Source organism: Enterococcus sp. AZ119 (assembly GCF_050546175.1).
Classification (GTDB): Bacteria; Bacillota; Bacilli; order Lactobacillales; family Enterococcaceae; genus Enterococcus; species Enterococcus faecalis.
On record NZ_CP172951.1, the window covers coordinates 490,351 to 515,425 of the forward strand.

23 protein-coding genes are annotated in these 25,075 nt (G+C 36.7%); 20 read left to right on the top strand and 3 right to left on the bottom strand.

Annotation, left to right across the window (positions count from 1 at the left end):
- The first annotated feature begins 173 nt into the window (after window positions 1-173).
- The 5 genes from IGL37_RS02415 (at window position 174) to IGL37_RS02435 (ending at window position 4,948) form a co-directional block, all read left to right on the top strand.
- Entirely contained in the window at window positions 174-1,760 is a 1,587-nt protein-coding gene (locus IGL37_RS02415; RefSeq protein ID WP_033918176.1) for an amidase family protein, read from the top strand.
- Between the two features lie 556 nt (window positions 1,761-2,316).
- Window positions 2,317-3,015, top strand: coding sequence for a nicotinamide riboside transporter PnuC (gene pnuC / locus IGL37_RS02420; RefSeq protein ID WP_002355593.1), 699 nt, complete (start codon window positions 2,317-2,319; stop codon window positions 3,013-3,015).
- 8 nt (window positions 3,016-3,023) lie between these two features.
- Window positions 3,024-3,668: a deoxynucleoside kinase gene (locus IGL37_RS02425; protein WP_002355594.1), complete on the top strand. Its 645-nt coding sequence runs from the start codon at window positions 3,024-3,026 to the stop codon at window positions 3,666-3,668.
- A gap of 349 nt (window positions 3,669-4,017) precedes the next feature.
- Complete coding sequence (locus IGL37_RS02430; protein ID WP_002355595.1) at window positions 4,018-4,449, top strand: hypothetical protein; 432 nt, start codon at window positions 4,018-4,020, stop codon at window positions 4,447-4,449.
- A gap of 112 nt (window positions 4,450-4,561) precedes the next feature.
- Entirely contained in the window at window positions 4,562-4,948 is a 387-nt protein-coding gene (locus IGL37_RS02435; protein WP_002358717.1) for a DUF1149 family protein, read from the top strand.
- 46 nt (window positions 4,949-4,994) lie between these two features.
- Here IGL37_RS02435 and IGL37_RS02440 read toward each other — a convergent pair whose 3' ends face one another.
- Entirely contained in the window at window positions 4,995-5,330 is a 336-nt protein-coding gene (locus IGL37_RS02440) for a hypothetical protein (RefSeq protein WP_002366186.1), read from the bottom strand.
- Between the two features lie 297 nt (window positions 5,331-5,627).
- Here IGL37_RS02440 and IGL37_RS02445 point away from each other — a divergent pair, with 297 nt between their 5' ends.
- From IGL37_RS02445 to IGL37_RS02515, 15 genes are all read left to right on the top strand, one after another.
- On the top strand, window positions 5,628-7,019 hold the full coding sequence (locus IGL37_RS02445; protein WP_002355598.1) for an L-cystine transporter: 1,392 nt from the start codon (window positions 5,628-5,630) through the stop codon (window positions 7,017-7,019).
- Between the two features lie 132 nt (window positions 7,020-7,151).
- Window positions 7,152-7,532, top strand: a complete 381-nt coding sequence (locus IGL37_RS02450; protein ID WP_002358720.1) for a VOC family protein — start codon at window positions 7,152-7,154, stop codon at window positions 7,530-7,532.
- Between the two features lie 152 nt (window positions 7,533-7,684).
- Entirely contained in the window at window positions 7,685-8,851 is a 1,167-nt protein-coding gene (locus IGL37_RS02455) for a serine hydrolase domain-containing protein (RefSeq protein ID WP_002386952.1), read from the top strand.
- Between the two features lie 98 nt (window positions 8,852-8,949).
- Window positions 8,950-9,660 (top strand): DUF1003 domain-containing protein, encoded by a 711-nt coding sequence (locus IGL37_RS02460; RefSeq protein WP_002355601.1) that lies wholly within the window; start codon window positions 8,950-8,952, stop codon window positions 9,658-9,660.
- 442 nt (window positions 9,661-10,102) lie between these two features.
- Window positions 10,103-11,053, top strand: a complete 951-nt coding sequence (locus IGL37_RS02465) for a rhodanese-related sulfurtransferase (protein ID WP_002358723.1) — start codon at window positions 10,103-10,105, stop codon at window positions 11,051-11,053.
- Window positions 11,054-11,231: 178 nt separating this feature from the next.
- Window positions 11,232-11,615: an LPXTG cell wall anchor domain-containing protein gene (locus IGL37_RS02470; protein ID WP_002355604.1), complete on the top strand. Its 384-nt coding sequence runs from the start codon at window positions 11,232-11,234 to the stop codon at window positions 11,613-11,615.
- Entirely contained in the window at window positions 11,615-12,346 is a 732-nt protein-coding gene (locus tag IGL37_RS02475) for a WxL domain-containing protein (protein ID WP_002361269.1), read from the top strand. Before IGL37_RS02470 ends, IGL37_RS02475 begins: the two co-directional genes overlap by 1 nt.
- A 16-nt stretch (window positions 12,347-12,362) precedes the next feature.
- Window positions 12,363-13,142, top strand: a complete 780-nt coding sequence (locus tag IGL37_RS02480; RefSeq protein ID WP_010712020.1) for a WxL domain-containing protein — start codon at window positions 12,363-12,365, stop codon at window positions 13,140-13,142.
- A gap of 19 nt (window positions 13,143-13,161) precedes the next feature.
- Window positions 13,162-15,261, top strand: a complete 2,100-nt coding sequence (locus IGL37_RS02485) for a lectin-like domain-containing protein (RefSeq protein WP_033917976.1) — start codon at window positions 13,162-13,164, stop codon at window positions 15,259-15,261.
- A gap of 22 nt (window positions 15,262-15,283) precedes the next feature.
- Window positions 15,284-16,024 (top strand): WxL domain-containing protein, encoded by a 741-nt coding sequence (locus IGL37_RS02490; RefSeq protein WP_002375974.1) that lies wholly within the window; start codon window positions 15,284-15,286, stop codon window positions 16,022-16,024.
- 75 nt (window positions 16,025-16,099) lie between these two features.
- Window positions 16,100-17,194, top strand: a complete 1,095-nt coding sequence (locus tag IGL37_RS02495; protein WP_016622032.1) for a DUF916 and DUF3324 domain-containing protein — start codon at window positions 16,100-16,102, stop codon at window positions 17,192-17,194.
- A gap of 201 nt (window positions 17,195-17,395) precedes the next feature.
- Complete coding sequence (locus IGL37_RS02500; protein WP_002381257.1) at window positions 17,396-17,845, top strand: hypothetical protein; 450 nt, start codon at window positions 17,396-17,398, stop codon at window positions 17,843-17,845.
- Window positions 17,846-17,848: 3 nt separating this feature from the next.
- Window positions 17,849-19,297 carry a helix-turn-helix domain-containing protein gene (locus IGL37_RS02505; RefSeq protein WP_002358731.1) on the top strand — a complete coding sequence of 483 codons (1,449 nt, stop codon included), beginning with the start codon at window positions 17,849-17,851 and terminating at the stop codon, window positions 19,295-19,297.
- A 109-nt stretch (window positions 19,298-19,406) separates the two neighbouring features.
- Window positions 19,407-21,311: a heavy metal translocating P-type ATPase gene (locus IGL37_RS02510; protein ID WP_002386153.1), complete on the top strand. Its 1,905-nt coding sequence runs from the start codon at window positions 19,407-19,409 to the stop codon at window positions 21,309-21,311.
- 35 nt (window positions 21,312-21,346) lie between these two features.
- Entirely contained in the window at window positions 21,347-22,066 is a 720-nt protein-coding gene (locus IGL37_RS02515; protein ID WP_010712025.1) for an MgtC/SapB family protein, read from the top strand.
- A 47-nt stretch (window positions 22,067-22,113) separates the two neighbouring features.
- Here IGL37_RS02515 and IGL37_RS02520 read toward each other — a convergent pair whose 3' ends face one another.
- The gene (locus IGL37_RS02520; protein ID WP_002355616.1) at window positions 22,114-22,851 is read right to left on the bottom strand and encodes an amino acid ABC transporter ATP-binding protein; all 738 of its coding nucleotides are present in this window, start codon (window positions 22,849-22,851) and stop codon (window positions 22,114-22,116) included.
- A gap of 1 nt (window position 22,852) precedes the next feature.
- The gene (locus IGL37_RS02525; RefSeq protein WP_002355617.1) at window positions 22,853-25,021 is read right to left on the bottom strand and encodes an amino acid ABC transporter substrate-binding protein/permease; all 2,169 of its coding nucleotides are present in this window, start codon (window positions 25,019-25,021) and stop codon (window positions 22,853-22,855) included.
- Between the last annotated feature and the right edge of the window lie 54 nt (window positions 25,022-25,075).

Sequence of the window (25,075 nt, forward strand, 5' to 3'; positions counted from 1 at the left end):
AAAGACTAAAACAAACGCATTTAGCGGACTATCTTAATCGTTAGAGAGTAGGACATCGGTCGTTTTGACGGATGTCCTACTCTCTATTTTGTCTTTTTAACGAACAAAACTGTTAGTTGTCATGCAAAAATAAACATAGTAAGATAATCTTTAAATGGTATAGGAGGATAAAAATGTCTAAATTTTTAAAAGTAATCGGAATAATTGCTGTTTTGTTAGTCATAATAGGCGCTGCAGCGTATTGGTTTATACTCAAAAAGTTCACTCCTGAGGCAGAAACCCCAGCAATGTACAATCAAGAGAGAATCGTTAAAACGATTGAAGACCAATTAAAAGAAACGGATGTACAAAAAGCTCGGACCAAAGCACCGTTTATTATTGAAAAAAATATCACTGAATTACAGCAAGCGATTGCCGACGGAGCATTGACCTATGAAGAACTTACGGCGTTTTATTTGGACCGTATTTTACAGTTCGATCAAATAGATAATGGCATGAACAGCATCTCTGAAATCAATCCGCAAGCAATTAAGGAAGCCAAGGCATTTGACCAGCAAGCCTCTCAAACACCGAAAAAGCCTTTGTATGGTATTCCTGTGACTTTGAAAGAAAATATAAATACGACCAACATGATTTCGAGTGCAGGAGCTTATGCCTTACGCACGTTCAAGCCTAAGGAAGATGCGGAAGTAGTTAAGAAGTTAACAGAGGCGCAAGCTTTGATTTTAGGAAAAGTAAACTTATCTGAACTAGCGAATTATATGTCAATGAAAGCACCAAGTGGCTATAGTTCCAAACATGGACAAACACTTAATCCTTATGGGCCACTCAAAATAACACCTTCAGGTTCAAGTTCTGGGAGTGCGGCTAGTGTGACGATGAATATCGGCGCCTTCTCTTTAGGCACTGAGACGATGGGATCGATTGTTTCCCCCGCTTCTCATCAATCAGTGGTTGGTTTTAAACCGACCCACAGTTCAGTAAGTGGCGAAGGTGTTTTGCCATTGGCACCGTCATTAGATACAGTTGGCCCGATTGCCCGAAGTGTCGTTGATGCTGCGCAAGGCTATAATGCGTTTAAGAAAGACACGGTTCCGAGCATTGATTCAACGAAATTTACTAAAAATAACTTACAAGGTCAACGCATTGGGTTGCTAGAAATGCCAAGTGCTGAAGAAGAATTTACGGCTGCTAAAAAGGCCCTCCAAAAAGCTGGAGCAGAAGTGATTCCGTTAACACCAGACATGGAAGGGATTGATGGCGGGAAAGTTATTTCCAATGAATTTAAGTTTGCATTGGAAGAATTTGCGAAACGTTATGACTTACCATTTAAAACACTGGAGGAACTAATTGCGTATAATCAACAAGATAAAAAGGTTCGTGCCAAGTATGGGCAAGATTTATTAGAAGCAGATGTTAAAAAGAAACAACCAGATAAAGAAATCATTCAAACAACCATTAAAAAAGCACAGCAAACGTTTGATGCGTTGCTAAAAAAACAACAATTAGACGGATATGCCTTTATTGATTCTGAAGGTACGGGTTTAAGTGCTGTGGCAGGATATCCTGAATTGACTGTTCCTTTGGCGAAAAACAGTGAAGGACAACCTTATGGGCTGACTTTTACACAAACTGCCAATAAAGAGCAAACGTTATTTGAGCAAGCTTACAGCTTTGAACAAAGTACAAAAGGACGGATAGTACTTTCAGACAACGAGCTGTTGGCAAACAGTAAAAAAATAAATAGAGATGATCAGTAAAGGGAAACTAGGAATGGCGAAACATCCGTATCAAACCTAATAAAGATAATCGACCTACAAATGAAAGGAATTGTTTGTAGGTCGATTATTTAGGTTAGTCGTTTTTTTTTTGCTTTTTTAGGCGAATGTTTTCATGTAATAAGTTAATAAGTGGCCAGATTCGAGAAATAAGTCCATCAATTTTTAAGCATTTCAATAAAAAGAGTGAACGATGGCTGTGTTTGAAGCATGAATATGTGTGGTTGCTTCCGCTTTCGCAACATTAATTTGGAGCGCTACCGTCGTAAAGGGTTCTGCCACAGGAATCATTAGATGGAAACAAATCCATGAATACATAGAAGATTAAAGCAAGATGAAGAAAATATTGTGGCAATAAAGGATATCAGAAAGCTTGCGAAATAACTATATGTAGTATTTTATTATTTTACCAATCAATATATAGTATTAAAATCTTCTTTTTATTCCGAAATCTGATTGACTTGTTTTTTAAAACGGAGTACTCTTATTGAGACGTCAACAGAGAAAAGTTTGGTTTTAGGAAGGTCGGAAATTTGTTGTGAATAAGAATTTTTTGGTGAATGATTTTAAAGGTTGGGAAACGAGAAGTTACTTGTTTTTAGCTTTGATGGTGGGGGTACAGTTGATTGCATTTGCTATCAATCCATCGAATTGGATTACGTTAGTAGGTGGTTTAGCCGGCATCATTTGTGTGAATTTAATTGCCCAAGGAAAAGTCAGCAATTACATTTTTGGGTTAATCAGTGCAGTGATTATTGGCTATTTTGGGTTAGTGACACGGGTATATGCGGAAGTTCTTTTACAAAGCTTCTATATTATTATGGACATTACAGGGCTTTATGCTTGGCTTCGGGCTAGCGAGGATGGCTCGGGTCAAGTAACCGAAGTAAAAGTTTTAAAAGGTATTCAGTGGTTGTATGCCTTTTTCACGTGGCTGCTCATTGGCGTAGCTGCATATATTTTGTTAGGCTTTGTAAATGATGCGCAACAAACATTAGATGCAATCACGTTCAGTGTTTCAGCGACAGGGATGTTATTGATGATTAAACGTTATCAATCGCAATTCGTGTTTTGGCTACTAGGAAATATTTTTTCAATTTTGTTATGGTTCCGAGCAGGGACGCACGCTGGTGGTGATTATGCGATATTTGTTATGTATTGTATGTATACTTTTAACTCAATTTTTGGTATGTTTAATTGGTTGAAGATAAAAAATAAAATGGAAAAAAATAGGTAGGGAGTTCGATGGCAGTGATTGTTTTAGCAGGTACGATTGGCGCTGGTAAATCTAGTTTAACAGCTTTAATTGCAAACCGTTTAGGTTCAGAAGCCTTTTACGAATCAGTTGATGATAATGAGGTATTACCTTTATTTTATGCGGAACCGGAAAAGTACGCGTTTTTATTACAAATTTATTTTTTAAATAAACGTTTTGATAGTATTAAACAAGCATTAACGCATGAAAATAATGTATTGGATCGCTCGATTTATGAAGATTCATTACTTTTTCATTTAAATGCAGATTTAGGTCGTGCCAACGAAACAGAGGTCAAAGTGTACGATGACTTATTACAAAACATGCTCCAAGAATTGCCTTATGCTGCGCATAAAAAAAGACCTGATTTGTTAGTTCACATTCGTATTTCATTTCCCAAAATGTTGGAACGCATCAAAAAACGTGGCCGTCCTTATGAACAAATTGAGACAGATCCAACGTTGTATGATTACTATCAAATGTTGAACGAGCGTTATGATCAATGGTATGAAGACTATGATGAAAGTCCTAAAATTCAAATTGATGGCGATAAATATGATTTTGTCGAAGATCCTGAAGCGTGTCAATATGTCTTGGCGTTAATTGAGAAGAAAATTGAAGAATTAGAAAGATAAATAAAAAGAAGCAAGTCCGGACTTGCTTCTTTTTGACTTAAAATGTGGATAGATAGGCTAAAGTTGCTACTAAATAAAGGAGTGTAGTGCTAAATTATAGAATCGGATTTTAACCTTCCCCTAAGTTAAAATCGGATAATCTATCCATCGACAGTTTAAGTTTGTATAAAATAGCGGTAGCTATTATCAACGAAGTCATTCATCGGTTGACCTGACTTCTCTAGAAGTATACCATCGAAAATAACCAACAGTTGTTCAAAATTTGGACTTAGTAAGTGTAAATTTTGATTGAAAGTTTCTGTAAATCAATCATTTATTCAAAAAATAATGCTCGAAAGAAGGAAGATAAATGGGCCAAATTTGGTTTGAACGCATTCTACGTTGGCGCAAAAAAGCGCAACGATTTTTACAAGGACGTTATGCCCGGTTCGATGAATTGAATCGAACGCTGTTGCTAACAAGTGTCGTGCTGGCGCTCATCAATATTTTTACTGGCTATCTTTGGGTTCGATTATTGATTTTAATCACAGTCGCCTACGTGTATTATCGCTTTTTTTCAAAACATATTCATCCGCGATTGAATGAAAATCAACGGTTTATTCTTCGAAAACAACGCCTAATGCAAAAGGTTCATGCTTTTCGCAAGCGACACATGACTCAGAAAGAGTATCGTTATTTTAAATGTCCAAAATGTCAGCAGTCATTACGTGCGCCGAAAGGACGAGGAACAATCAAAGTCACTTGTTCAAACTGCCAAAATCAATTTATCAAAAAAGTCTGACCTTCTGTGTTTTTTGGTCTAGGCAGCTTTCGGACTTGTGGTATACTTGAGAAAAGAAACCATTGGATATTCTAAAAGGGGAATATCTTGTTAAAAAAGGAGAGAAAAAACAATGGAAATTAAACGCCAACAAGAAATTGTTGAAGCGTATCACTATGATATGCGAGTACCTGATTCAGAAGTAGAGACAGATTTACGTGTCAGTTTTTCACCAATTGAAGTAGAAGAAGAAAATTATCCAGAAAACAGCTCAGCACTTGTTGCTCGCTTAGAATTTCGAATTGTCTTTGACGAATTTGTTTTATCAGGGGCGATTAGCCAAATTAATCACATTATTGATCGTAAAATTGAAAAACAAGAAGATATTTCGCAAGAAGAAGTCGATGAACTTGTGCGTCCTTTATTTAGCATCGTCGAACGTTTATCTTATGAAGTAACTGAAATTGCTCTGGATCGTCCAGGTGTTCAATTGAATTTTCAACAATCAGAAGAAGCTTAAACTTTAAAAACAGCGTTTATAACGGATTCCGTTACAAACGCTGTTTTTATTCTTGTGAAGATTTAGCAACCAAAGCTTTTTTAAACTGTTCATAATTTTTTGTAGCGATATCCACATAAGCAATCGGCTGACCAACTTTGGTGATTTTTTCGGGAAGATAGGGAGCGAGCATTTCATTGTACAAAATGAACGCAGCTTCTGGTACTTCCTCTGAAAGAACATCATAACTGATAAAGTCAATTTCATAGGTTGGTTGAAAAAAGGCTTTGATGTTTTGCTGCTCTTTATTTGAAAAGAGCCAAGGACCCGCATTTGCAGGGCTTCCCACGAATAACGTCGCTCCATCACGGTTGACAGAAAGGATCCAACAAATTTTTTGCATACGCTTACACCTCCTAGAACTAAGTATACCACGTCAGCTTAAAAGAAAGAGGACAAAAAACAAATTATTTTTACAGTGACTAGTAAAACAATGGTTGGTGATAGTTTTAAACTATCGCAACGGTTATTTTCTATCAAAAAGTAAGCAAATTATCCCACTATTTGCTATAAAATAAGGTACAATAGAACTATCACTGGAAACAGTTTGCTGTTTTCAGGGTATTTACTGGAGAGTGAGTACCGGGAACCTTTACTTCCTTTGATGTACTTGTCATTAAAAACATAGGGAGGAACTAAAATGACAACATTCATCACTGTATTAGTGATCCTTGCATTTATTGCTGTGTTATTCGGTTTCTACCAAATGCAAAAGAAACATTTAAAATTCTCAACACGTGTCTTTTCAGCATTGGGCGTGGGGATTGTTTTAGGTGCAATTATTCAATTTGCTTTTGGTACAGACAGTAAAATTACTACGCAATCAATGGAATGGATCGGGATTGTAGGTAATGGTTATGTAGCGTTTCTACAAATGCTCGTAATTCCGTTAGTATTTGTATCTATTGTAGGTGCATTTACAAAAATGAAAGAATCCAATAAATTAGGAAAAATTAGCTTTAATGTGTTAGCCACCTTACTAGGAACAACAGCAGTAGCTGCCTTGGTGGGGATTGGAACAACCTTAGCGTTTGGTCTTCAAGGGGCAAAATTCACGCAAGGTGCTGCAGAAACGTCAAGAATTGCCGAGTTAGCGACGCGTCAAGATGCGATTCAAGATTTGACGATTCCCCAACAAATCGTTTCATTCATTCCTAAAAATGTCTTTGCTGACTTTGCGGGAACACGACCAATGAGTACCATTGGGGTGGTAATCTTTGCTGCGTTTGTTGGTGTCGCTTATTTAGGCGTTCGTCGTAAAGCGCCAAAAGAAGCTGAATTTTTTGCAAATTTAATTGATAGTTTATATAAAATTACCATGCGAATTGTTACCTTAGTTTTACGCTTGACCCCTTATGGCGTGTTAGCGTTAATGATTAATGTTGTAGCAACAAGTGATTTTGTTGCGATTATTAACTTAGGTAAATTTGTGTTGGCATCGTATGTGGCTTTAATTATTGTTTTTGCCATTCACATGTTGATTTTAATTACTTTAAAAGTCAATCCAGTTACGTATCTAAAAAAAGTTTTTCCAGTCTTGAGCTTTGCTTTTACTTCTCGTTCAAGTGCAGGAGCTTTACCATTAAATATTGAAACACAAACCAAAGCATTAGGTGTTGATGATGCCACAGCAAACTTTGCTGGTAGTTTCGGTTTATCTATTGGACAAAATGGTTGTGCCGGTGTTTATCCAGCTATGTTAGCAACCATCGTTGCACCAACTGTTGGAATTGATGTCTTTAGTTTACAATTTATTTTAATGTTAGTAGCAGTTGTCACAATCAGTTCATTTGGCGTAGCCGGTGTCGGCGGCGGAGCAACCTTTGCTTCTCTAATCGTTTTAGGCGCAATGAACTTACCGGTTGCAATTGTTGGTTTAGTAATTTCAGTTGAACCACTTATTGACATGGCGCGGACAGCTGTTAACGTTAACGATAGTATGGTTGCAGGCGTGTTAACAAGTGCTCGTATTCATGAATTAGATCGTGATGTCTTAAATGATCGCGACGTTGTCTTAGATGCAAATATCTAAATCAATAAAACGAAAAGTGTTTGAGTAATGTCTTGCTCAAACACTTTTTTTGGATTTTAAGCGAAAGTGCAGTAATTATTTAAAAGAACGTATATAATAAGTTGTTAACTAAATTCAAAAGGACGTGAAGGAATGTTTTCAAACCAAGTAAAGATTATGTTATATGTGAATAATGTTGAGGAATCTAGTCAATTTTGGCAAACGTTTGGCTTTGTTGAAAAGGAAAGAGAGGAAGTTGACGGCACATTGGTGGTAGAAATTGCACCAAGTGAATCAGCAGAAGCGATTATTGTTTTATATGATTTGGCCTTTATTCAAAAACATTCACCAGAAGTGGCGGGGAATACCCCTTCTTTAATGTTTGCTAGCGATGATATCATTGGTCTCTATAAAAAAATGCAAGAGGCTGGCGTTACTGTTGGTGAAATGGTTCAATTGCCAACAGGCTTAGTTTTTAATTTTGCAGATAACGATGATAATTACTTTGCTGTGATGGGGCAAGAAAGTAAATAAAAAACAGCTTGGCACCAGAATCAATCTAGATTCTGGTGCCAAGCTGTTTTTTATAAAAGTTGAAAGTTTTATAAATTTTACTAAAATCTGTAATTTTCATGAAAATATAGCGTATGATAATGCTGTTAATAGAATAGGCGGAGGTAAGCGGTATGCGTAAACGACATGCAAAGAAAAGACATGGAGGAGTGAATTGGCTTTTTATAGTATGTTTGTTGGTGGTGATTGGTGGTAGTGGTTATTTAATAAAAACGTTCTTTTTCACTAGAGATTCACAAGTTAGTCAAGAATCGAAAGTGGTCTTGGAAGAAGATCGCCGAAGTGATAATTATGCGAATTTAACGAAAGAAATAGTTGCACCAGATAGTGGCGAACTTGATCAAAAAATTCAAGAAACAAATTATATTGGTTCGGCTTTGATCATTAAAGATGATCAGGTTTTAGTAAATAAAGGATATGGCTTTGCCAATTTTGAAAAGCAACAAGCCAACACGCCAAACACAAGGTTTCAGATTGGCTCAATTCAAAAATCTTTTACCACAACCTTGATCTTAAAAGCAATTGAAGAAGGTAAACTTACATTAGATACAAAACTCGCTACGTTTTATCCGCAAATTCAAGGTGCTGAGGATATTACGATTAGCGATATGTTGAATATGACAAGCGGTTTAAAGTTATCAGCAATGCCTAATAATATCGTTACCGATGAAGAAATTATTCAATTTGTTAAACAAAATACCATTCAAGTCAATAAAGGAAAATACAATTATTCCCCAGTAAATTTTGTCCTTTTAGCAGGAATGTTAGAGAAAATGTATCAACGTACCTATCAAGAATTATTTAATAATCTTTATCACAAAACGGCTGGTTTAAAGAATTTTGGCTTCTATGAAACCTTATTGGAACAACCTAATAATTCAACAAGTTATAAATGGACAGAAGACAATTCGTATAATCAAGTGCTCTCAATTCCCGCAGCTAGTTTTGCCCATGAATTTGGGACTGGGAATGTGGATATGACGACAGGTGATTTGTATTGGTACTTACATCAATTAACGAGTGGACACTTAGTTTCCACCGCACTTTTGCAAAAATTATGGACGTCTTCTCAGCAAAGTTCTTATCATGGCGGCATCTATGTTCATGATAATTATTTACGCTTACACGGCGTTGAAGCGGGTCAACAAGCCCTGGTTTTATTTTCAAAAGATATGAAAACCGGGGTCATATTGCTAACTAATTGTGTGAATCCAGCGAAATACAAAGAATTAATTGGTTCGTTGTTCCATGATGTAACCAATTTAACTGTTAAATTTTAAAGCAGAAGCAACAACGATCACTCCAAAGCCTTTTTAGGTTTCTTCTGAGAGACTTTATATTAAAATAAAGGGAAGAACGATCAAAGGGAGTGACGAAGATGAAGCAATCAAAAAATAAACAAGTTGTTATTGGTGAATCAACGAAAAAAAACATTTATCTTCAAGATATAGAACAGGAAACGCAAGCTTTTATTCTCCAAAACAATCCACAATTGACAGCTGAATCGATGATTACATTGGCGGAGTTACTTAATTATCGTTTGGATTACATGAAACAATTGGTCGCAAATGATTCTGAAAAAATCCAACAACTGAATGAATTAGTGGTTCAACATATCAAAGAAGATAAGCTGATTTCCAATAATATGAATGAAAAGATGGAAAAGAAATTAACCTTTGGCCAACGAGCAGCGGATACCATCGCTAAATTTGGCGGTAGCTGGGTGTTTATTGGCTTCTTTTGTTTCGTGTTGATTGCTTGGATCGTGATTAACTCTACCACTTTATTGGGACAACCATTTGACAAATATCCTTATATTTTGCTAAATCTCGCCTTATCTTGTTTAGCAGCTATCCAAGCACCGATTATTATGATGAGTCAAAACAGACAAGAAGCCCGTGATAGAGAACAAGCGAATAATGATTATAAAATTAACTTAAAAGCAGAAGTAGAAATTAATTTATTACATGAGAAAATGGATTATATTATCAATAATCAACTAGAAAATTTGGTGAAAATCCAAAATATTCAAATTGAACTTTTAGGTGAATTGCAAGAACAACTCGCCGCGACTTCTGAAAAGGAGTAGTATATAGAAGAGGTCGGGACAGAACCGTTTAGCTTCGAGAACCAAGTAGGTATTGTTCATCATCGAATCACTACGTTCTTCGTGATTCTCAACAATTTCGGCTTATTGTTTTCTCGCCAAAGGCTCGTCACAGTTTTATCCTTGTAAGTTCCGAAGGACCTTCACCAAGTAGGTACGATGATTTCATCTGTTCATGCTTCACAGTGAAACATCGCAACTCTTAGAGCTGTAGCTCTTTTGAAGGGTGTACTGTGACGAGACGCATGTCGAGAAAACACCTTAGAAGTTGTTGAGATCGGAGCAACGCGTAGTGTTGGTTCTGTTCCCGCCGTTTATCAGGCTTTTTTTATTGTGTGTAAATACACAAGCAAAATAATCGCTTTCCCTTTTTTATTCACCGTATAATGGGATAGAATGACTTTATACAAAAGGGGAAAACAAGATGAAATACCAAGTATTACTTTATTACAAATATACAACAATTGAAGATCCAGAAGCTTTTGCGAAAGAGCATCTAGCTTTTTGCAAATCATTAAATTTAAAAGGCCGTATTTTAGTAGCGACAGAAGGGATTAACGGAACGTTATCTGGTACTGTCGAAGAAACAGAAAAGTACATGGAAGCAATGCAAGCAGATGAGCGCTTTAAGGATACATTCTTTAAAATTGATCCAGCAGAAGAAATGGCGTTCCGCAAAATGTTTGTTCGCCCACGTTCTGAATTAGTGGCGTTGAACTTAGAAGAAGACGTTGATCCATTAGAAACGACGGGGAAATATTTGGAACCTGCAGAATTTAAAGAAGCCTTATTAGACGAAGACACTGTTGTAATCGATGCTCGTAACGATTATGAATATGATTTAGGTCATTTCCGTGGTGCCGTGCGCCCAGATATCCGTAGCTTCCGTGAGTTACCACAATGGATTCGCGAGAACAAAGAACAATTTATGGATAAAAAAATTGTTACCTATTGTACTGGCGGGATTCGCTGTGAAAAATTTTCTGGCTGGTTATTAAAAGAAGGATTTGAAGATGTTGCTCAATTGCATGGTGGTATCGCCAACTATGGAAAAAATCCAGAAACACGTGGCGAACTTTGGGATGGCAAAATGTATGTCTTTGATGACCGAATCAGTGTCGAAATTAATCATGTTGATAAAAAAGTTATTGGGAAAGATTGGTTTGATGGAACACCTTGCGAACGCTATATTAACTGTGCAAACCCAGAATGTAATCGTCAAATCTTAACTTCAGAAGAAAATGAACATAAACATTTAGGCGGCTGCTCATTAGAATGTAGCCAGCATCCTGCCAACCGTTATGTAAAAAAATATAATTTAACAGAAGCAGAAGTTGCTGAACGTTTAGCTTTGTTAGAAGCGGTTGAAGTATAAAAATAATAAAAAAATAAACAAAAAAACTTCGAAAAATAATTTTCGAAGTTTTTTTGTTTATTTTTTTGTCTTTAAAAGTGTTGATTTTAAAGCTTTCTTAGCTGAAACCATTTTATTTTTTAAAAGCGTCTGAAAAAAATAAAAAAATCTAATAAATATTTCTTTTATATAATGTTTATTGGCTGGGCCAGTCAATGTTGAAAATGGGGAAGGAGGAATTCAGATGAAAATCATAAAAAGGTTTAGTTTGGTATGTTTAGGGCTATTGATCATTGGGTTGCAAACAAAAAGCGTTATGGCTGAAGAAAATAATTATGAATCAAATGGCCAAGCGAGCTTCTATGGTACCTACGTTTATGAGAATGAAAAAGAGTCAAATGACGTAGCGTATACCCAACAATCAGAAGAACAGGGAAGAAATAATTTAGCTGCTTCTGGACAAGCAGTTTTACCTAAAACAGGCGAGTCTGAAAATCCGCTGTATTCCTTGATAGGAGTTAGTTTGTTGGGGGTAGTCATTTATTTAATTAATAAAATGAAACGAGAGAAGGAGCTTATTTAATGAAAAAAACTGTTTTACTTACATCGGCAACCATACTTTTAGGCGTAGGGTTTCAAGCAATAAACGCATCAGCAGCAGAAACTTTTCCGAAAGAATACAATACGGAAGGCACAATTACTTTTGAAGCAGGCGATAACGAAATCACACCGCCAGTTGATCCAGAAAATCCCGATCCTACTGATCCAGTAGACCCAATTGATCCTCCAGGGCCAGGAACGGGTGGTGCCTTATCAATTGATTATGGGTCAAAATTTAAATTTGGCACACAAAAGATTTCTACGGCAGATCAAACGTATTATGCTGCGCCAGATGAAATGAAAGATGGTTCAAAAAAACCAACCTATGTACAAGTAACTGATAAAAGAGGAACGTTAGCAGGATGGAAACTAACGCTTTCCCAACCTGAACAATTTAAAACAGCTACTGGAGAGGAACTAGTCGGCGCTCAATTAACGTTTACAAAGGCAGAAGCTGCCTCAATGGTGGATGAAAAATATAAACCTACTGAAGTCAGTAGTACTATTTCCCTAACACCTGGTGTAAATAATAATCTAGCGATGAACGCTAAAAAAGAAACAGGTGTTGGGACTTGGGTTTATCGCTTTGGTTCAAATGAAGCAACAAATAAAGAAGCTGTCCAACTATTCGTTCCCGGAAAATCTGTAAAGCTTGCACAACAATATTCAACGAAGTTAGTTTGGGCATTAGAAGATACGCCCGCTAATAATTAAATAAAGGAGAAAAGCAATGAAAAAACAATTCACAGGAATCGTTCTATGCAGTACATTTGCAGTTGCTGGTTGGTCCTTACAAGCGAAGGCAGAAGAGCCAAAAGAGTATCGTTCGAATGGTTTGGTAGAATTTATTCCGAACGTAGATCCGACAGACCCGGTTGATCCAGAAAATCCCGATCCAGAAAAGCCAGTCAAACCAATTGATCCGACAGACCCAGAAGGTCCTAATCCAGGTACCCAAGGACCGTTGTCTATTGATTATGCTTCAAGTTTTGACTTTGGGAAAAATCGTATTTCGAATAAAGACCAAGTATATTTTGCAAGAGCACAGCAATATCAAGAAAATCAAAAAGAAACACCAAATTTTGTGCAAATTTCTGATAATAGAGGAACCAATAGCGGTTGGTCTTTAACGGTTACGCAAAAGGAGCAATTTAAAGCAACAAAGGCTACTTTAAATAGTCAGTTGACAGGTGCGCAAATTTCTTTAGCTAACCCGACCGTTAATAGTAATGCGCAAAATGTTGTGAAACCAGAGGCAACAAATAAGATTGCCCTTGTTCCAGGAACCGCATCGCTAGTGGCAGCTGCGAAGCAAGGAACCGGTGCAGGAACTTGGGCTACTTATTGGGGCAAAGTAGAAGTGGTTGCAGAACGCGATGAAACCAATACGGTACACAATGTTAATGTTACAAAAGATGTCGCGCTATCAGTACCAGGGTCAACCCCTAAAGATGCCGTGAAATATCAAACAAAATTATTGTGGACGTTGACGGATGTACCAGGAATTTAAAAAGTAGAGGTGAAGAGAGATGCGAAACAAACAAAGCCTAGTCTTTTTGGCAAGTAGTTTATTCTTACTACTCCTTGCGCCTATTACTAGCGAAGCGATTAGTAATCCTTCGACAAATATCAACGAAGTCAATCGGGAAATAGTGGAGGAATCGGCCAATGATCAGGCAACTAGCGCTCCTTCTCACTCGGAAACATTAGAGCAAGAACCTTCCCTAGAAACGACAACAACAACCGATAATCATCCAGCAGAAACAGACCAATCAACGGCTACTTTAGAACCTAGCGAACAACAAAAGGATGACGATAACAGTGCAACGGAATCGGCGATAGTTGAACCACAGCCGCGCATGTTGGCTGCGCCATACGCTACTTCATTGCCTGATGATCCTAATATCATTCCAATCGACAAGGTATTTCAAGAGCCAATTGGAAATGCAACAAGTATTTTAGAAGGTGGGAAGTTATTACAACTAAACCCAGCTGTTAAATCACAAAAAGGAGCTATTTGGTCAAAAAAACCAATCAGTTTATTGTCGGATTTTACCTTTAAAAGTTATTTGTATTTAGGAAACGAGTATGCAAATGCTGGTGATGGTATGACCTTTACCTTAACGAATGATCCTAGAATGTCCACAACGCCTCAAGAAGTCATTGGTTCACCTGGGATGGGAATCGGCGCATACTCCACGAAAGCGGGTCAACCCTACGTTAGAAATGCCTTATCGATTGAGTTTGATACCTATAAAAATACTGGTAGTTCCAACCGAATGGACCGAGAAATTTCACAAGATAAGGGAAATGGACATTTAGCTTTTGTCACTCCGAAAGCTAATAACAACAGCTATACAGGGGAGCATTCAGGCGTCACCGTTGCGCCAACCTATCTATCTAATGGAACCTGGCGCATGTTGACTGTTCATTGGAATGCCGCAACCAAAGCATTAACATATGATTTAGAAGGTGTGGGCACGAATACGTATGTAGTTTCAGATTTAAATGCACAATTTGGCGCAACAACGGTTTATTGGGGCTTTACATCCTCTACAGGTGGCAAATACCAAGAGAATGCTTTAGCAATGACACAAATTCTTACCAACGTTACGTCACAAGCAGCCCTTAGCGTGAATGGTCAGGAGTTTAGCTCAGCTGTTGAAGCAGTGAAAAATGATCAGGTGAGACTACGGAATACATTGAATATTGACAATGACTTTATCGAAGATCGTCAACCGCAAGTAAGCATTGACTTACCTGATGAATTAGCATATGAAGAAAATTCATTAACGATTGACGGTAAAAAGGTAGCAGCCAAAGATCTGACACAAACAGGGAATCACTTAACAATTGCTTTAAATGACTACCTAGTTTTAAAGAAGGACATGATGATTGAATTAAAAACAACCCTTCAAGATAATACGCCCGAAAAAGTTTTAACTATGAACTTTGACTATTATGAAGAAGGAACCTTACTGCAAAAGTCAAATAATGTAACGATTACTATTCCTAAACCAACAGAAAAAACAGTAACCGTTTTTTATAAAGACGCGGAAGGTAAAGATATTGCTCCACCTAAAAGTGTAACAGAGAAAATTGGTACACCCTATCAAGAAAAACCCCTAGATATTTCTGGCTATGTTTTTACAAAAGACTCGGGCAATGCGGAAGGAACAATGACAGAGGAAACAAAAGATATTTATTTTTACTATCGTTTAGGGGAACTATATTTTAAAGAGGCACCAAAACAGATTACTTTTGGTACGGAAAAGATACGTAATCAACCACTAATTAAACTTGGGCATCCCACCGAAGGACTCAAAGTTGTGGATGAACGTAACGCAAATAATTGGCGCTTGCAACTAAAGCAAACGAAACCGTTAACGAATGATTCAATTGTAATGCCAGATGTTTTTTCTTTCGTTTCAACTGCTGGAAGCTCTCAGATTACAAATGAGGCAATTACGCTTTTAGAAAGTAATCAGAAAGGTGAAACAGATTTAACAGCATTACTTGATGAATCAAAACAACAAGGAATTCAAATCAATGTTCCTGTAGCTTATCAAAGAGTTGGAACATTTAAAGCTCGTTTATCTTGGGCGTTAGAAGACGTACCAGGAAATTAAAGAAAAGAATGGAGAAAAGAAAATGAAAAAAGTAACAACAGTATGTTTATCCACATTTATTTTAGGGAGCTTAGGCATGACTTCTCAAGCCTTTGCAGAAGATGGCGGTAGTTATACATCTAATGGTATCGTAGAATTTACACCAAGTGAAGATCCAACTAATCCGGTTGACCCAACGGATCCAACTAATCCAGTTGATCCTATTGACCCAACAGATCCTGAAGGTCCTAATCCAGGAACAAACGGTCCGTTGTCAATTGATTATGCGTCAAGTCTAGACTTCGGTGTTCAAAAAATCACGTCGAAGGATCAGACTTATTTTGCTGCTACCCAAAAATACAAGACAGTAGGCGCAACCGATGAAGTCAAAGAAGGGCCTAACTATGTCCAAGTAACAGATAACCGTGGAACCGAAGCTGGCTGGTCATTAAAAGTGAAACAAGAAGGACAATTTAAATCAACTTCTGGTAAAGAATTGACTGGGGCAGCTATCACGTTTAAAAACGGAAATGTAGTGACTGCTTCAGATTCAGGCAAACCAACAGGCCCAGCCACAATCACGCTAAATTCAGATGGTAGTCAATCAGATGTAATGAGTGCAGCGAAAGGAAACGGTGCAGGAACTTATTTATTTGATTGGGGAACAGATGCAACTACAGCTGCTAAAAGTATTGAGTTAACTGTTCCAGGTTCTACAACCAAATACGCTGAAAAATACGCCACAAAATTAACATGGACGTTGACAGACGCTCCAGGAAATTAAACGAGTTTTAAAAAGAAGAATAGCAGGAAACATGGTTACCTGCTATTCACTACATATAGAAAAGGAGTAAATAATTTGAACAGAAAAAAACAACGATTTCTTTTTTTTCCGATACTACTAATTCTTTTAGCGTTAGTACCTAGCAATGGTTATGCCAGTGAATTTAATTTTGCGGTTACGCCTATTCCATCAGAAAAACAAGTAGATAAAGAAAAAACTTACTTTGATTTATTACTAGCACCAAATGAAGAAACTGAGTTGAAAGTGAACTTGCGCAATGATACAGATAAAGAAGTGAAGGTAGGTATTTCCATCAATAGTGCCATTACCAATTCAAATGTAATCGTGGAGTATGGTGAAAATAAGGGGAAAAAAGATCAAAGTTTAGCGTTTGATATAAAAGACTACGTTCAATACCCTAGCTCAGTTCGTTTAAAACCGAAAAGTGAACAAACGGTTTCTATTAACGTCAAAATGCCTAATACACCCTTTGATGGAGTGTTAGCTAGTGGTATCACTTTTAAAGAAGAAACGTCGGATGAAGGCAAACGCCAAGACGATAAGAGTCAGGGGTTATCCATTAAAAATGAATATTCGTATGTCGTTGCATTATTGATGCAACAAAACAAAAAAAAGGTTGAGCCGAATTTACTTTTGAAAAAAGTCTCACCAGGACAGATTAATGCTAGAAATGTGATTTTAGTCAATCTACAAAATGATCAAAAAACATATATTAACCAAGTTGCCTTTTCGGCAGAGATTACCAAAAAGGGACATGAAGAAGTTTTATATAAAGAGGAAAAAGCAAACATGCAAATTGCGCCAAATACCAATTTTTCTGTTCCTATTGCGCTAAAAGGGCAACCACTTAAGCCAGGAGATTACCATTTGTCTATGACCGTTGTTGGGAATAAAGATGCTGCAGGCTCATTTAAAAAATCAATAAACAATGAATCGATATCTTTTAGAAATCAATGGCAATTTGAAAAAGACTTTACAATTAATGGTGAAGTTGCCAAAGAATTAAATGAAAAAGATGTCACCTTAAAAGAAAATCATTCGAATTTATATTTGATGATTGGCTTACTACTATTATTGATAGTGATTTTAATCATTGCTTGGTTGATTTGGCGAAAAAAGAAACAGGAAAAAAACGAAAGAGAAATATAAAGAGTAGTTAATTTTTGATTTGATTATCGGCAACGTTTTTGTTTGTTTTTACTTATCAAACATGCAGTTTATTCAACAAACCTAACTCAAAAAAAGAAATAATAAGAAGGAGTATTGTTAAATATCGTCTGATACCACTTTACTAGTTATATTTTTTGTTTTGTTATGTAGCTAAAGTATTTGGCAATATATGTGAGAAAAATGGATAAATACAAACATTTACTATTATGGAGTACATTGTTACTCTCGTTTTTTCAAGTAACCAATGTGCAAGCAGCAGAAGAACGGAATCCAATTTATAATCCGACCAATCCAACAGAAGAAATTTATCCGATTGAGAATACTGGCACACCAGAAAAAATGGAAGAAACAAATGAAAGTACTATTACTAGCGAAACGCAAGCGGAAGAAAGTAGCGAAGACGTTAGTAAAAAAGAAGTGACAACCAATAATCCAAAAACAAATGAAGAAAGGCCTTCTTCCAAGAAAAGTCAGCATCAAGTATTTTTCACGGATGAATTATTTGATGCTAGCCATATCACCATTGTACCAAATAGCACAGGCGGTGCTGGAACGGAGGGGCAAAACACTTTTTACTTGAATTTCATACGGGAATTAGTAGGAACGGCTATTTATGGGAGAAAGAACTGATAAATGATGAATTATGAAATTTTTTTAAATAAAGAAGATCAACGAAGTTATTCCTTGCTAAGGCATTTAGAAGAAAGTCCCACGCTATCAGGTACTTTTATTGCACTTCGCGAAGAATTATCAATGTCGAATTTTTTAGTCAAAAAAACATTAGAAAAATTAAAAGCAGATATTGACAATCTAAAGTTAAGCGACAGCTTAACTTTAGTCGTTTCTGATGTAGATGTTACACTTGAAATTGATGGAAACTATTCAAGTAAACTTTTGCTCACGAAATACTTAACAGAATCGCTCTCTTTTAAATTAGTGTTGTCTTACTTTAGAGGAAATTATAGTTTGACAAAGTTTGCTGAATGTAATCATGTCAGCACCTCTGTGGCGTATAGTACCTTACAGCGGCTAAAAAAAGCCTTAAAGGAGTATCAGATCTATTTTAGTAAGCGGGAAATTGTCGGCAATCAAAAAGCAATTTCATTTTTTTTGTATAAATTGTTCACGCTTTCCAATCAACCAATTTCCGAATTATATTCGGTAAAAGTCTATAATGAAGCGAAACGTGTATTACAGTCTGTTGAGTTAAACTATACTTTCACCACCTATGAGCGACGCAATTTTTTCCATTATTTAGCTATTATGATTAACAACGAAGGACGTGCGGTGGAAGGGATCGATACGCGTGCACTGAATACATTTTCAGAGGAACTAATAAAAAAATCGCAAGTGGCATGGGCATTGGCCTCAAAATCATTAACGTATACGATTGTTTTTTTCTTGTATTTGCATGGCAAACTAGAGAAAAAATATGTTATTCACGAAGATCCTACGATTGAAAGCCTAACTCGTGTTTTCATTGGAAGTTTTGAAAAAGCATTTAATTGTTTAGAGGAGTCAACAAGGAATACTCTAGAAGAAGGGTTAGCAATTATTCATTTCAATGTTATTTACTTTCCGATTAATATGTTTGACGATTTTGAAATGGATTTACAGTTTTTTAAGCAAACATATCCGGAATTTTATTTTTATTTAATTGAATATATTCGTTGGTTAACAGCAAAACATAAAAAAATTGCGAAAGCCAATCACTGTTTGTTTTTTAACTATCTATTGTTGCTAATTAATCATGTTCCGGTTCATTTAATTGCAGAGCCAGCCAAGGTCCTAATTGATTTTTCTTATGGAAAAGAGTATAACCAATTCATCAAAAAAAATTTATCCGTCTATGTGAATTTAAATGTAGAAATTATTGACCCGTTATCAGATACCTTACCAGATGTGGTGATTACCAATTTAAATAACTTGTATCAAGAAGAACAGAGTAAAGTTATGGTTTGGCTGGATCCACCTCGTTCGATTGATTGGGTCAATTTAACGCAATCATTACTGACTATTCAAGAAGAAAAATATCAACAACAAAAAGAATCGACAAAGACAAGCGGTGATCCTATCGAATAGAATCATCGCTTGTCTTTGTGTTTAAGTCTTTACAAAACCACCCAAGTGTTTTATAATATGAATATACATTCATATGAATAGAAAAACATTAATGAGGAGGCGCATAACAATGTCAAAACAAACAGGTGCACACACACATGAAGAAAAAGGTAAAAATGTTCCAGTTATTCTCTTTTTTACAGGATTGGCTCTTTTCTTTATCGGTTTATTTTTAGGGAACATGCTCTTAGTGAAAAATATTCTTTTCTCGTTAGCTGCTATTTTAGCTGGTTATCATATTATTGGGGAAGGCTTTGGAGATACGTATCGGGATACGAAAAACAATCGAAAATTTTCGCCTAATATTCATTTGTTAATGACCTTAGCTGCAGTTGGTTCAGCATTAATGGGAAGTTTTGAAGAATCAGCATTGTTGATTTTGATTTTTGCGGCGGCGCATTTCCTTGAAGATTATGCTCAAGGCAAAAGCCAACGTGAAATTACAAAACTATTAAATTTAAATCCAACAGAAGCTCGCCTGATAACAGATGACGGCTCAATTCAAACTGTGTCAGTTGAACAATTGAAGATTGGCGACCGCGTGCAAGTCCTCAATGGTGCGCAAATTCCGACAGATGGCGTCGTGATTGAAGGAAGTACCGCTGTGGATGAATCATCTATTAATGGGGAAAGTATTCCCAAAGAAAAAAATAGTGGGGACCCAGTTTTTGGTAGTACTATGAACGGTTCAGGCACAATTGTTGTTGAAGTAACGAAAGATAGTTCAGAAACAGTTTTTGCAAAAATCGTACAGCTCGTGAACCAATCACAAGAAAATCAATCAGAAATTGCAAGCAAAATTAAACGATTTGAACCAAAATATGTCACACTAGTTTTAGCAGTTTTTCCACTAATTGTTTTAGGTGGCGCATTACTTTTCCAATTGACTTGGGCTGAAAGTTTTTACAGAGGCTTGGTTTTCTTAATTGCTGCCTCCCCTTGTGCATTAGCAGCGAGTGCCGTTCCGGCAACTTTATCAGGAATTTCCAATTTAGCAAAACAAGGCGTTTTGTTTAAAGGTGGCTCATTCTTATCAAATTTAGCTGAAGTGAAAGCACTCGCTTTTGATAAAACAGGCACGCTAACAAAAGGCAAACCTGAGGTCACAGATTATCTTTTTGTTGATGGCTTAGAAGATCGCCAAGACGAATTAGTAGCTGTTTTAACAAATATGGAGAAAAAATCCAATCATCCATTGGCGACGGCGATTGTTAATCGCTTTGAAGCAGAAACAACGGCTTTAAATTTAGAAGTAGAAAATATTGTCGGGGTGGGTTTAGTAACGACCATTGCAGACACAACTTTTAGAATTGGTAAACCATCTAGTTTCGAACAAGTGCCAACAATCATTGAGAAACAAACAACGAAATTAGCAAGTGAAGGCAAAACGGTGGTGTACTTTGCCGAAAATGAACAAGTGATTGGTTTAGTGGCATTGATGGATGTTCCTAATGAAGAAGCAATGAACGCCATTCACTATTTCAAGTCACAAAATATTGAAACAACAATGATTACAGGAGATGCAAAACTTACGGGTGAAGCAGTTGGTCGCTTAGTAGGCGTGGACCAAGTTTTTGCTAATGTTTTACCTGAGGAAAAATCAGCGATTGTTGATCAATTAAAACGCGAAGTAGGAATGACAGGGATGGTTGGTGATGGCATTAACGATGCGCCCGCTTTAGTGAATGCTGACATCGGAGTGGCGATGGGGGATGGTACAGACATTGCTATCGATGTTGCAGACGTGGTAGTGATGAAAAATGATCTTTCTAAATTAGGCTATGCTCATCGTGTCTCAAAACGCTTGAATAAAATTGTGCAGCAAAATATTATTTTTTCAATGTTAGTGGTAGCAACGTTGATTATCTTGAACTTTTTAGGTATTGCGAATATCGCATTTAGCGTACTTATTCATGAAGGAAGTACCTTAGTGGTCATTTTTAATGGCTTGCGTTTATTAGTTAATACAAAATAAGTCAAATAGTCACTTGCAAGAAAGGAGAGAAAGCGATGAATTCTTTAAAAATGATTGAACTTTCTCTCACCGACGTTGTCATTCGGATGGCTCTAGCCGTGGTTTTTGGAGCTTTGATTGGGTTAGAAAGAAGTATTAAAAGAAAAGGCTTCGGTATCAGTAGTAATGCCATTTTATGTTTGGCCTCTTGTACGATTTCCATTTTACAGATTCAATCGGTGGATATTTTAGTCGATGTGGTGAAACAAAATAGCGCCTTGGCGTCCATTATTTCTATGGATATTACACGATATGGCGCCCAAGTGATTAGTGGTGTAGGCTTTCTCGGTGCGGGGATTATCGTTTTTAGAGAAAGGAAAGTCTCTGGGTTAACGACAGCAGTAATGATGTGGAATGTTACTATTATTGGTTTAGTCATTGGGATGGGCTTTTTAACCATTGCATTTATCAATCTCGTGGCAACTTTGCTAGTATTAGCTCTGGCCCATTTTAAACGAAAGACTCCTTTAAAACGATTGCAGCTTATTGTAAAAATTAAGGAACCCATGATTAAAGAAAGCCGACTGCATGAACAACTTCAAGCTTCTTTAGAAAAAGGGGAGCGCTTAGTAGAATTGACTTTGGAATCCGAACAAGAGGCAGTAACAGCAAAGATTTCTTATGTAGGCAAAGAAGATTTCTGGCATTCCAACTTGCACCATCTCTTAAAAGAAAAAGGGCACGTTCAATCTGTCTCTGTCACGGAAACAATTTAACCATAAAATAAAGCACTTGGGCGCTAGCGCGCGCCAAGTGCTTTTGTTTAAATATTTAATACTTTATCTAAGAAATCTTTTGTTCGAGGGTTTTGAGGATTTTCAAAGACTTGCTCTGGCGAACCATCTTCTAGGAAGTTACCGCCATCAATGAACATTACTCGATTAGCCACTTCTTTTGCAAAGCCCATTTCGTGAGTAACGATGACCATTGTCATTCCTTGTTTTGCTAAATCTTTCATTACACCAAGAACATCGCCAACCATTTCTGGATCAAGGGCTGATGTTGGCTCATCGAAAAGCATAATATCAGGATTCATCGCTAACGCACGTGCAATTGCGACACGTTGTTTTTGACCACCAGATAAAGAATCTGGATAGGCATCTTTTTTATCTGCCAACCCAACACGTTCTAAAAGTTCTAACGCTTTTTTCTCCGCTTCGTCTTTTGATAAGCGGCCTAAATCGGTTGGTGCTAAAACAATATTTTCTAAAATAGATAAATGTGGGAACAAATTGAAATGTTGGAAAACCATGCCGATATGTTGACGGACTTGGTTGATGTCCGTATTTTTATCTGTCAAGTTCGCACCATCAATAATAATGTCTCCGCTAGAAGCTTCTTCTAATTGATTCAAGCAACGTAAAAAAGTACTTTTACCAGAACCAGAAGGACCGATGACGCAGACTACGTCGCCTTCGTTAATAGAAACATTAATGTCGTTTAAGACCGTGTTGTCACCATATTTTTTTACTAAATGTTCAACTAAGATTTTTTCAGTCATATTAGTTCACCTTCTTTTCAAGGTTTTTCGCTAATTTAGTTAAGCTAGTAATTAAAATTAAGTAGATTAACGCAATAACGAAGTAAACCATTGTACTTTGTAATGTCCGAGCAACAATAATTTTTCCTGTTTGTAGTAGTTCGATTAAGCCAATTGCTGAAAGGATAGTTGTATCTTTCAATGAAATAACAAATTGGTTAATGAATGAAGGAATCATAATGCGAATCGCTTGTGGTAAAATAATTTTTTGCATTGTCCGATTATAGGAAAGACCTAAACTTCTTGAAGCTTCCATTTGGCCAACTGGAACAGCTTTGATTCCGCCGCGCACAATTTCAGAAATATAGGCACTGGCATTTAAAGTTAATGTGATAATCCCAGCAATGAAGACCGGGATATTAAAGCCAAGCACACCAGGTAATCCGAAATAGATGAAGAACGCTAAGACCATTAAAGGAATTCCACGAATTAAATCAACATAAATGGTTGAAAGTACACGTAATGCTTTGATTGGTGAAACGCTGAATAGCCCAAAAATAACGCCGACAATTAAAGCAAGTACGAAGGAAATCAACGTTAATAGAATCGTCATCCATAAACCGTGTAACAATTGTTTCCAGTTGTTTTGCATGAAGCCAACAAACGTAGATTCGTCAGCTGTTTCTTCTTTGGCTTCGTTGCCATCTTTCACGTAAGTGCCGATAATTTTATCGTATTCACCTGTACGTTTCATTTCTTTTAAGCCTTCGTTAAACATTTCAAGTAGTTCAGGATTTTGCCCTTTTTTGACAGCAAAACCGTAAGAACCACCTTTTTCACGAGGAATTGGTGTCGCTAGTGGTTGATTTTGCGCAACCCCATAGCCAATGACAGGATAATCATCCATCATGGCATCAACTTCGCCAATTTCTAACGCACTGTATAATGCATCAGTTGTGTCTAAATACTTAATTGAGTAATCATATTTCTTTTTATTTTTTTCTAAGAAATCAGCACTTTCAGTACCAATTTTTACGCCGACTTTTTTGCCTTTTAAATCATCATACGATTTAATTTTGTCATTGCCTTTTTTGACCGCAATTTGAATACCGCTATCAAAGTAAGGAACAGAGAAATCGAAGGCTTTTTTACGATCATCCGTAATCGTCATGCCTGCAACCATCCCATCTGCTTGACCAGATTCAACAGCTTGGACAGCAGAACTAAAGCCAATAAATTTAAATTCAACAGTAAAACCTTGCAATTCAGCTGCACGTTTGACTAAATCTACATCAATTCCGACATAATCACCTTGGGCATTTTGAAACTCAAACGGAGCAAACGTAGAATCACTAGCAATCACATATTTCTCTTTTTTAGGAGTGATTTTTTTCATCTGTTCGCCAGCGTCTTGTGTGTTTGTTTCATCACCTGTCGCTAAGTAGTTGTTTAAAATTTTATCATAAGTACCATTGTCTTTAAGATTTTTCAAACCAGCGTTGAACTTTTTGATTAATTCAGGGTTTTGCCCTTTTTTCACTGCGAAACCATAAGAACTGCCTGTTTCTTTATCGCCAACTAATTGTAATTTTTGCCCATTTTTAACTGCGTAGCCCAATACAGGATAATCATCAACGATTGCATCCGCTTCACCGTTTTCTAAGGCTTTATAAAGACCCGTTGCATCGTCAAAATTTTTGATGGTGTAGTCATATTTCTCTTTATTTTTTTCAAGGAAATTGGCACTTTCAGTTCCAACTTTAGCCGCAACCGTTTTGCCTTTTAAATCATCATATGATTTAATTTTGTCGTTTCCTTTTTTAACCGCTAATTGTAAACCGCTATCGAAGTATGGATCTGAAAAATCAAAGGATTTTTTTCGCTCATCCGTAATACTCATTCCAGCAATCATGCCATCAATTTGTTTAGATTGAATCGCTTGGACTGCACTATCGAAGCCTAATGGTTTTAAATCCACTTCAAAACCTTGATCTTTGGCAATCGCATCTAATAAATCAACGTCAATACCAATGTATTTTCCTTTTGAGTCTTGGAATTCAAAAGGGGCGAATGTTAAATCCGTTCCAATTGTATATTTCTTTCCTTCTGCATGTGCTGAAGTGCCACTAATGAATGTTAGCAGAGTTACCATCATCACAAAGAAAGAAAGTAAAAAGTGTTTCCTTTTCATAAAATACCTCCTAGTTTTGCATATTGAACAATTATATAGTAAGAAATAGGAAGC

What these genes read in the sequence shown, in the direction of transcription:
- IGL37_RS02415 (WP_033918176.1), top strand. Translation starts at nt 174, where the DNA reads ATGTCTAAATTTTTAAAAGTAATCGGAATAATTGCTGTTTTGTTAGTC.
- IGL37_RS02425 (WP_002355594.1), top strand. Translation starts at nt 3,024, where the DNA reads ATGGCAGTGATTGTTTTAGCAGGTACGATTGGCGCTGGTAAATCTAGT.
- IGL37_RS02430 (WP_002355595.1), top strand. Translation starts at nt 4,018, where the DNA reads ATGGGCCAAATTTGGTTTGAACGCATTCTACGTTGGCGCAAAAAAGCG.
- IGL37_RS02435 (WP_002358717.1), top strand. Translation starts at nt 4,562, where the DNA reads ATGGAAATTAAACGCCAACAAGAAATTGTTGAAGCGTATCACTATGAT.
- IGL37_RS02440 (WP_002366186.1), bottom strand. Translation starts at nt 5,330, where the DNA reads ATGCAAAAAATTTGTTGGATCCTTTCTGTCAACCGTGATGGAGCGACG.
- IGL37_RS02445 (WP_002355598.1), top strand. Translation starts at nt 5,628, where the DNA reads ATGACAACATTCATCACTGTATTAGTGATCCTTGCATTTATTGCTGTG.
- IGL37_RS02450 (WP_002358720.1), top strand. Translation starts at nt 7,152, where the DNA reads ATGTTTTCAAACCAAGTAAAGATTATGTTATATGTGAATAATGTTGAG.
- IGL37_RS02455 (WP_002386952.1), top strand. Translation starts at nt 7,685, where the DNA reads ATGCGTAAACGACATGCAAAGAAAAGACATGGAGGAGTGAATTGGCTT.
- IGL37_RS02460 (WP_002355601.1), top strand. Translation starts at nt 8,950, where the DNA reads ATGAAGCAATCAAAAAATAAACAAGTTGTTATTGGTGAATCAACGAAA.
- IGL37_RS02465 (WP_002358723.1), top strand. Translation starts at nt 10,103, where the DNA reads ATGAAATACCAAGTATTACTTTATTACAAATATACAACAATTGAAGAT.
- IGL37_RS02475 (WP_002361269.1), top strand. Translation starts at nt 11,615, where the DNA reads ATGAAAAAAACTGTTTTACTTACATCGGCAACCATACTTTTAGGCGTA.
- IGL37_RS02480 (WP_010712020.1), top strand. Translation starts at nt 12,363, where the DNA reads ATGAAAAAACAATTCACAGGAATCGTTCTATGCAGTACATTTGCAGTT.
- IGL37_RS02485 (WP_033917976.1), top strand. Translation starts at nt 13,162, where the DNA reads ATGCGAAACAAACAAAGCCTAGTCTTTTTGGCAAGTAGTTTATTCTTA.
- IGL37_RS02490 (WP_002375974.1), top strand. Translation starts at nt 15,284, where the DNA reads ATGAAAAAAGTAACAACAGTATGTTTATCCACATTTATTTTAGGGAGC.
- IGL37_RS02500 (WP_002381257.1), top strand. Translation starts at nt 17,396, where the DNA reads ATGGATAAATACAAACATTTACTATTATGGAGTACATTGTTACTCTCG.
- IGL37_RS02505 (WP_002358731.1), top strand. Translation starts at nt 17,849, where the DNA reads ATGATGAATTATGAAATTTTTTTAAATAAAGAAGATCAACGAAGTTAT.
- IGL37_RS02510 (WP_002386153.1), top strand. Translation starts at nt 19,407, where the DNA reads ATGTCAAAACAAACAGGTGCACACACACATGAAGAAAAAGGTAAAAAT.
- IGL37_RS02515 (WP_010712025.1), top strand. Translation starts at nt 21,347, where the DNA reads ATGAATTCTTTAAAAATGATTGAACTTTCTCTCACCGACGTTGTCATT.
- IGL37_RS02520 (WP_002355616.1), bottom strand. Translation starts at nt 22,851, where the DNA reads ATGACTGAAAAAATCTTAGTTGAACATTTAGTAAAAAAATATGGTGAC.
- IGL37_RS02525 (WP_002355617.1), bottom strand. Translation starts at nt 25,021, where the DNA reads ATGAAAAGGAAACACTTTTTACTTTCTTTCTTTGTGATGATGGTAACT.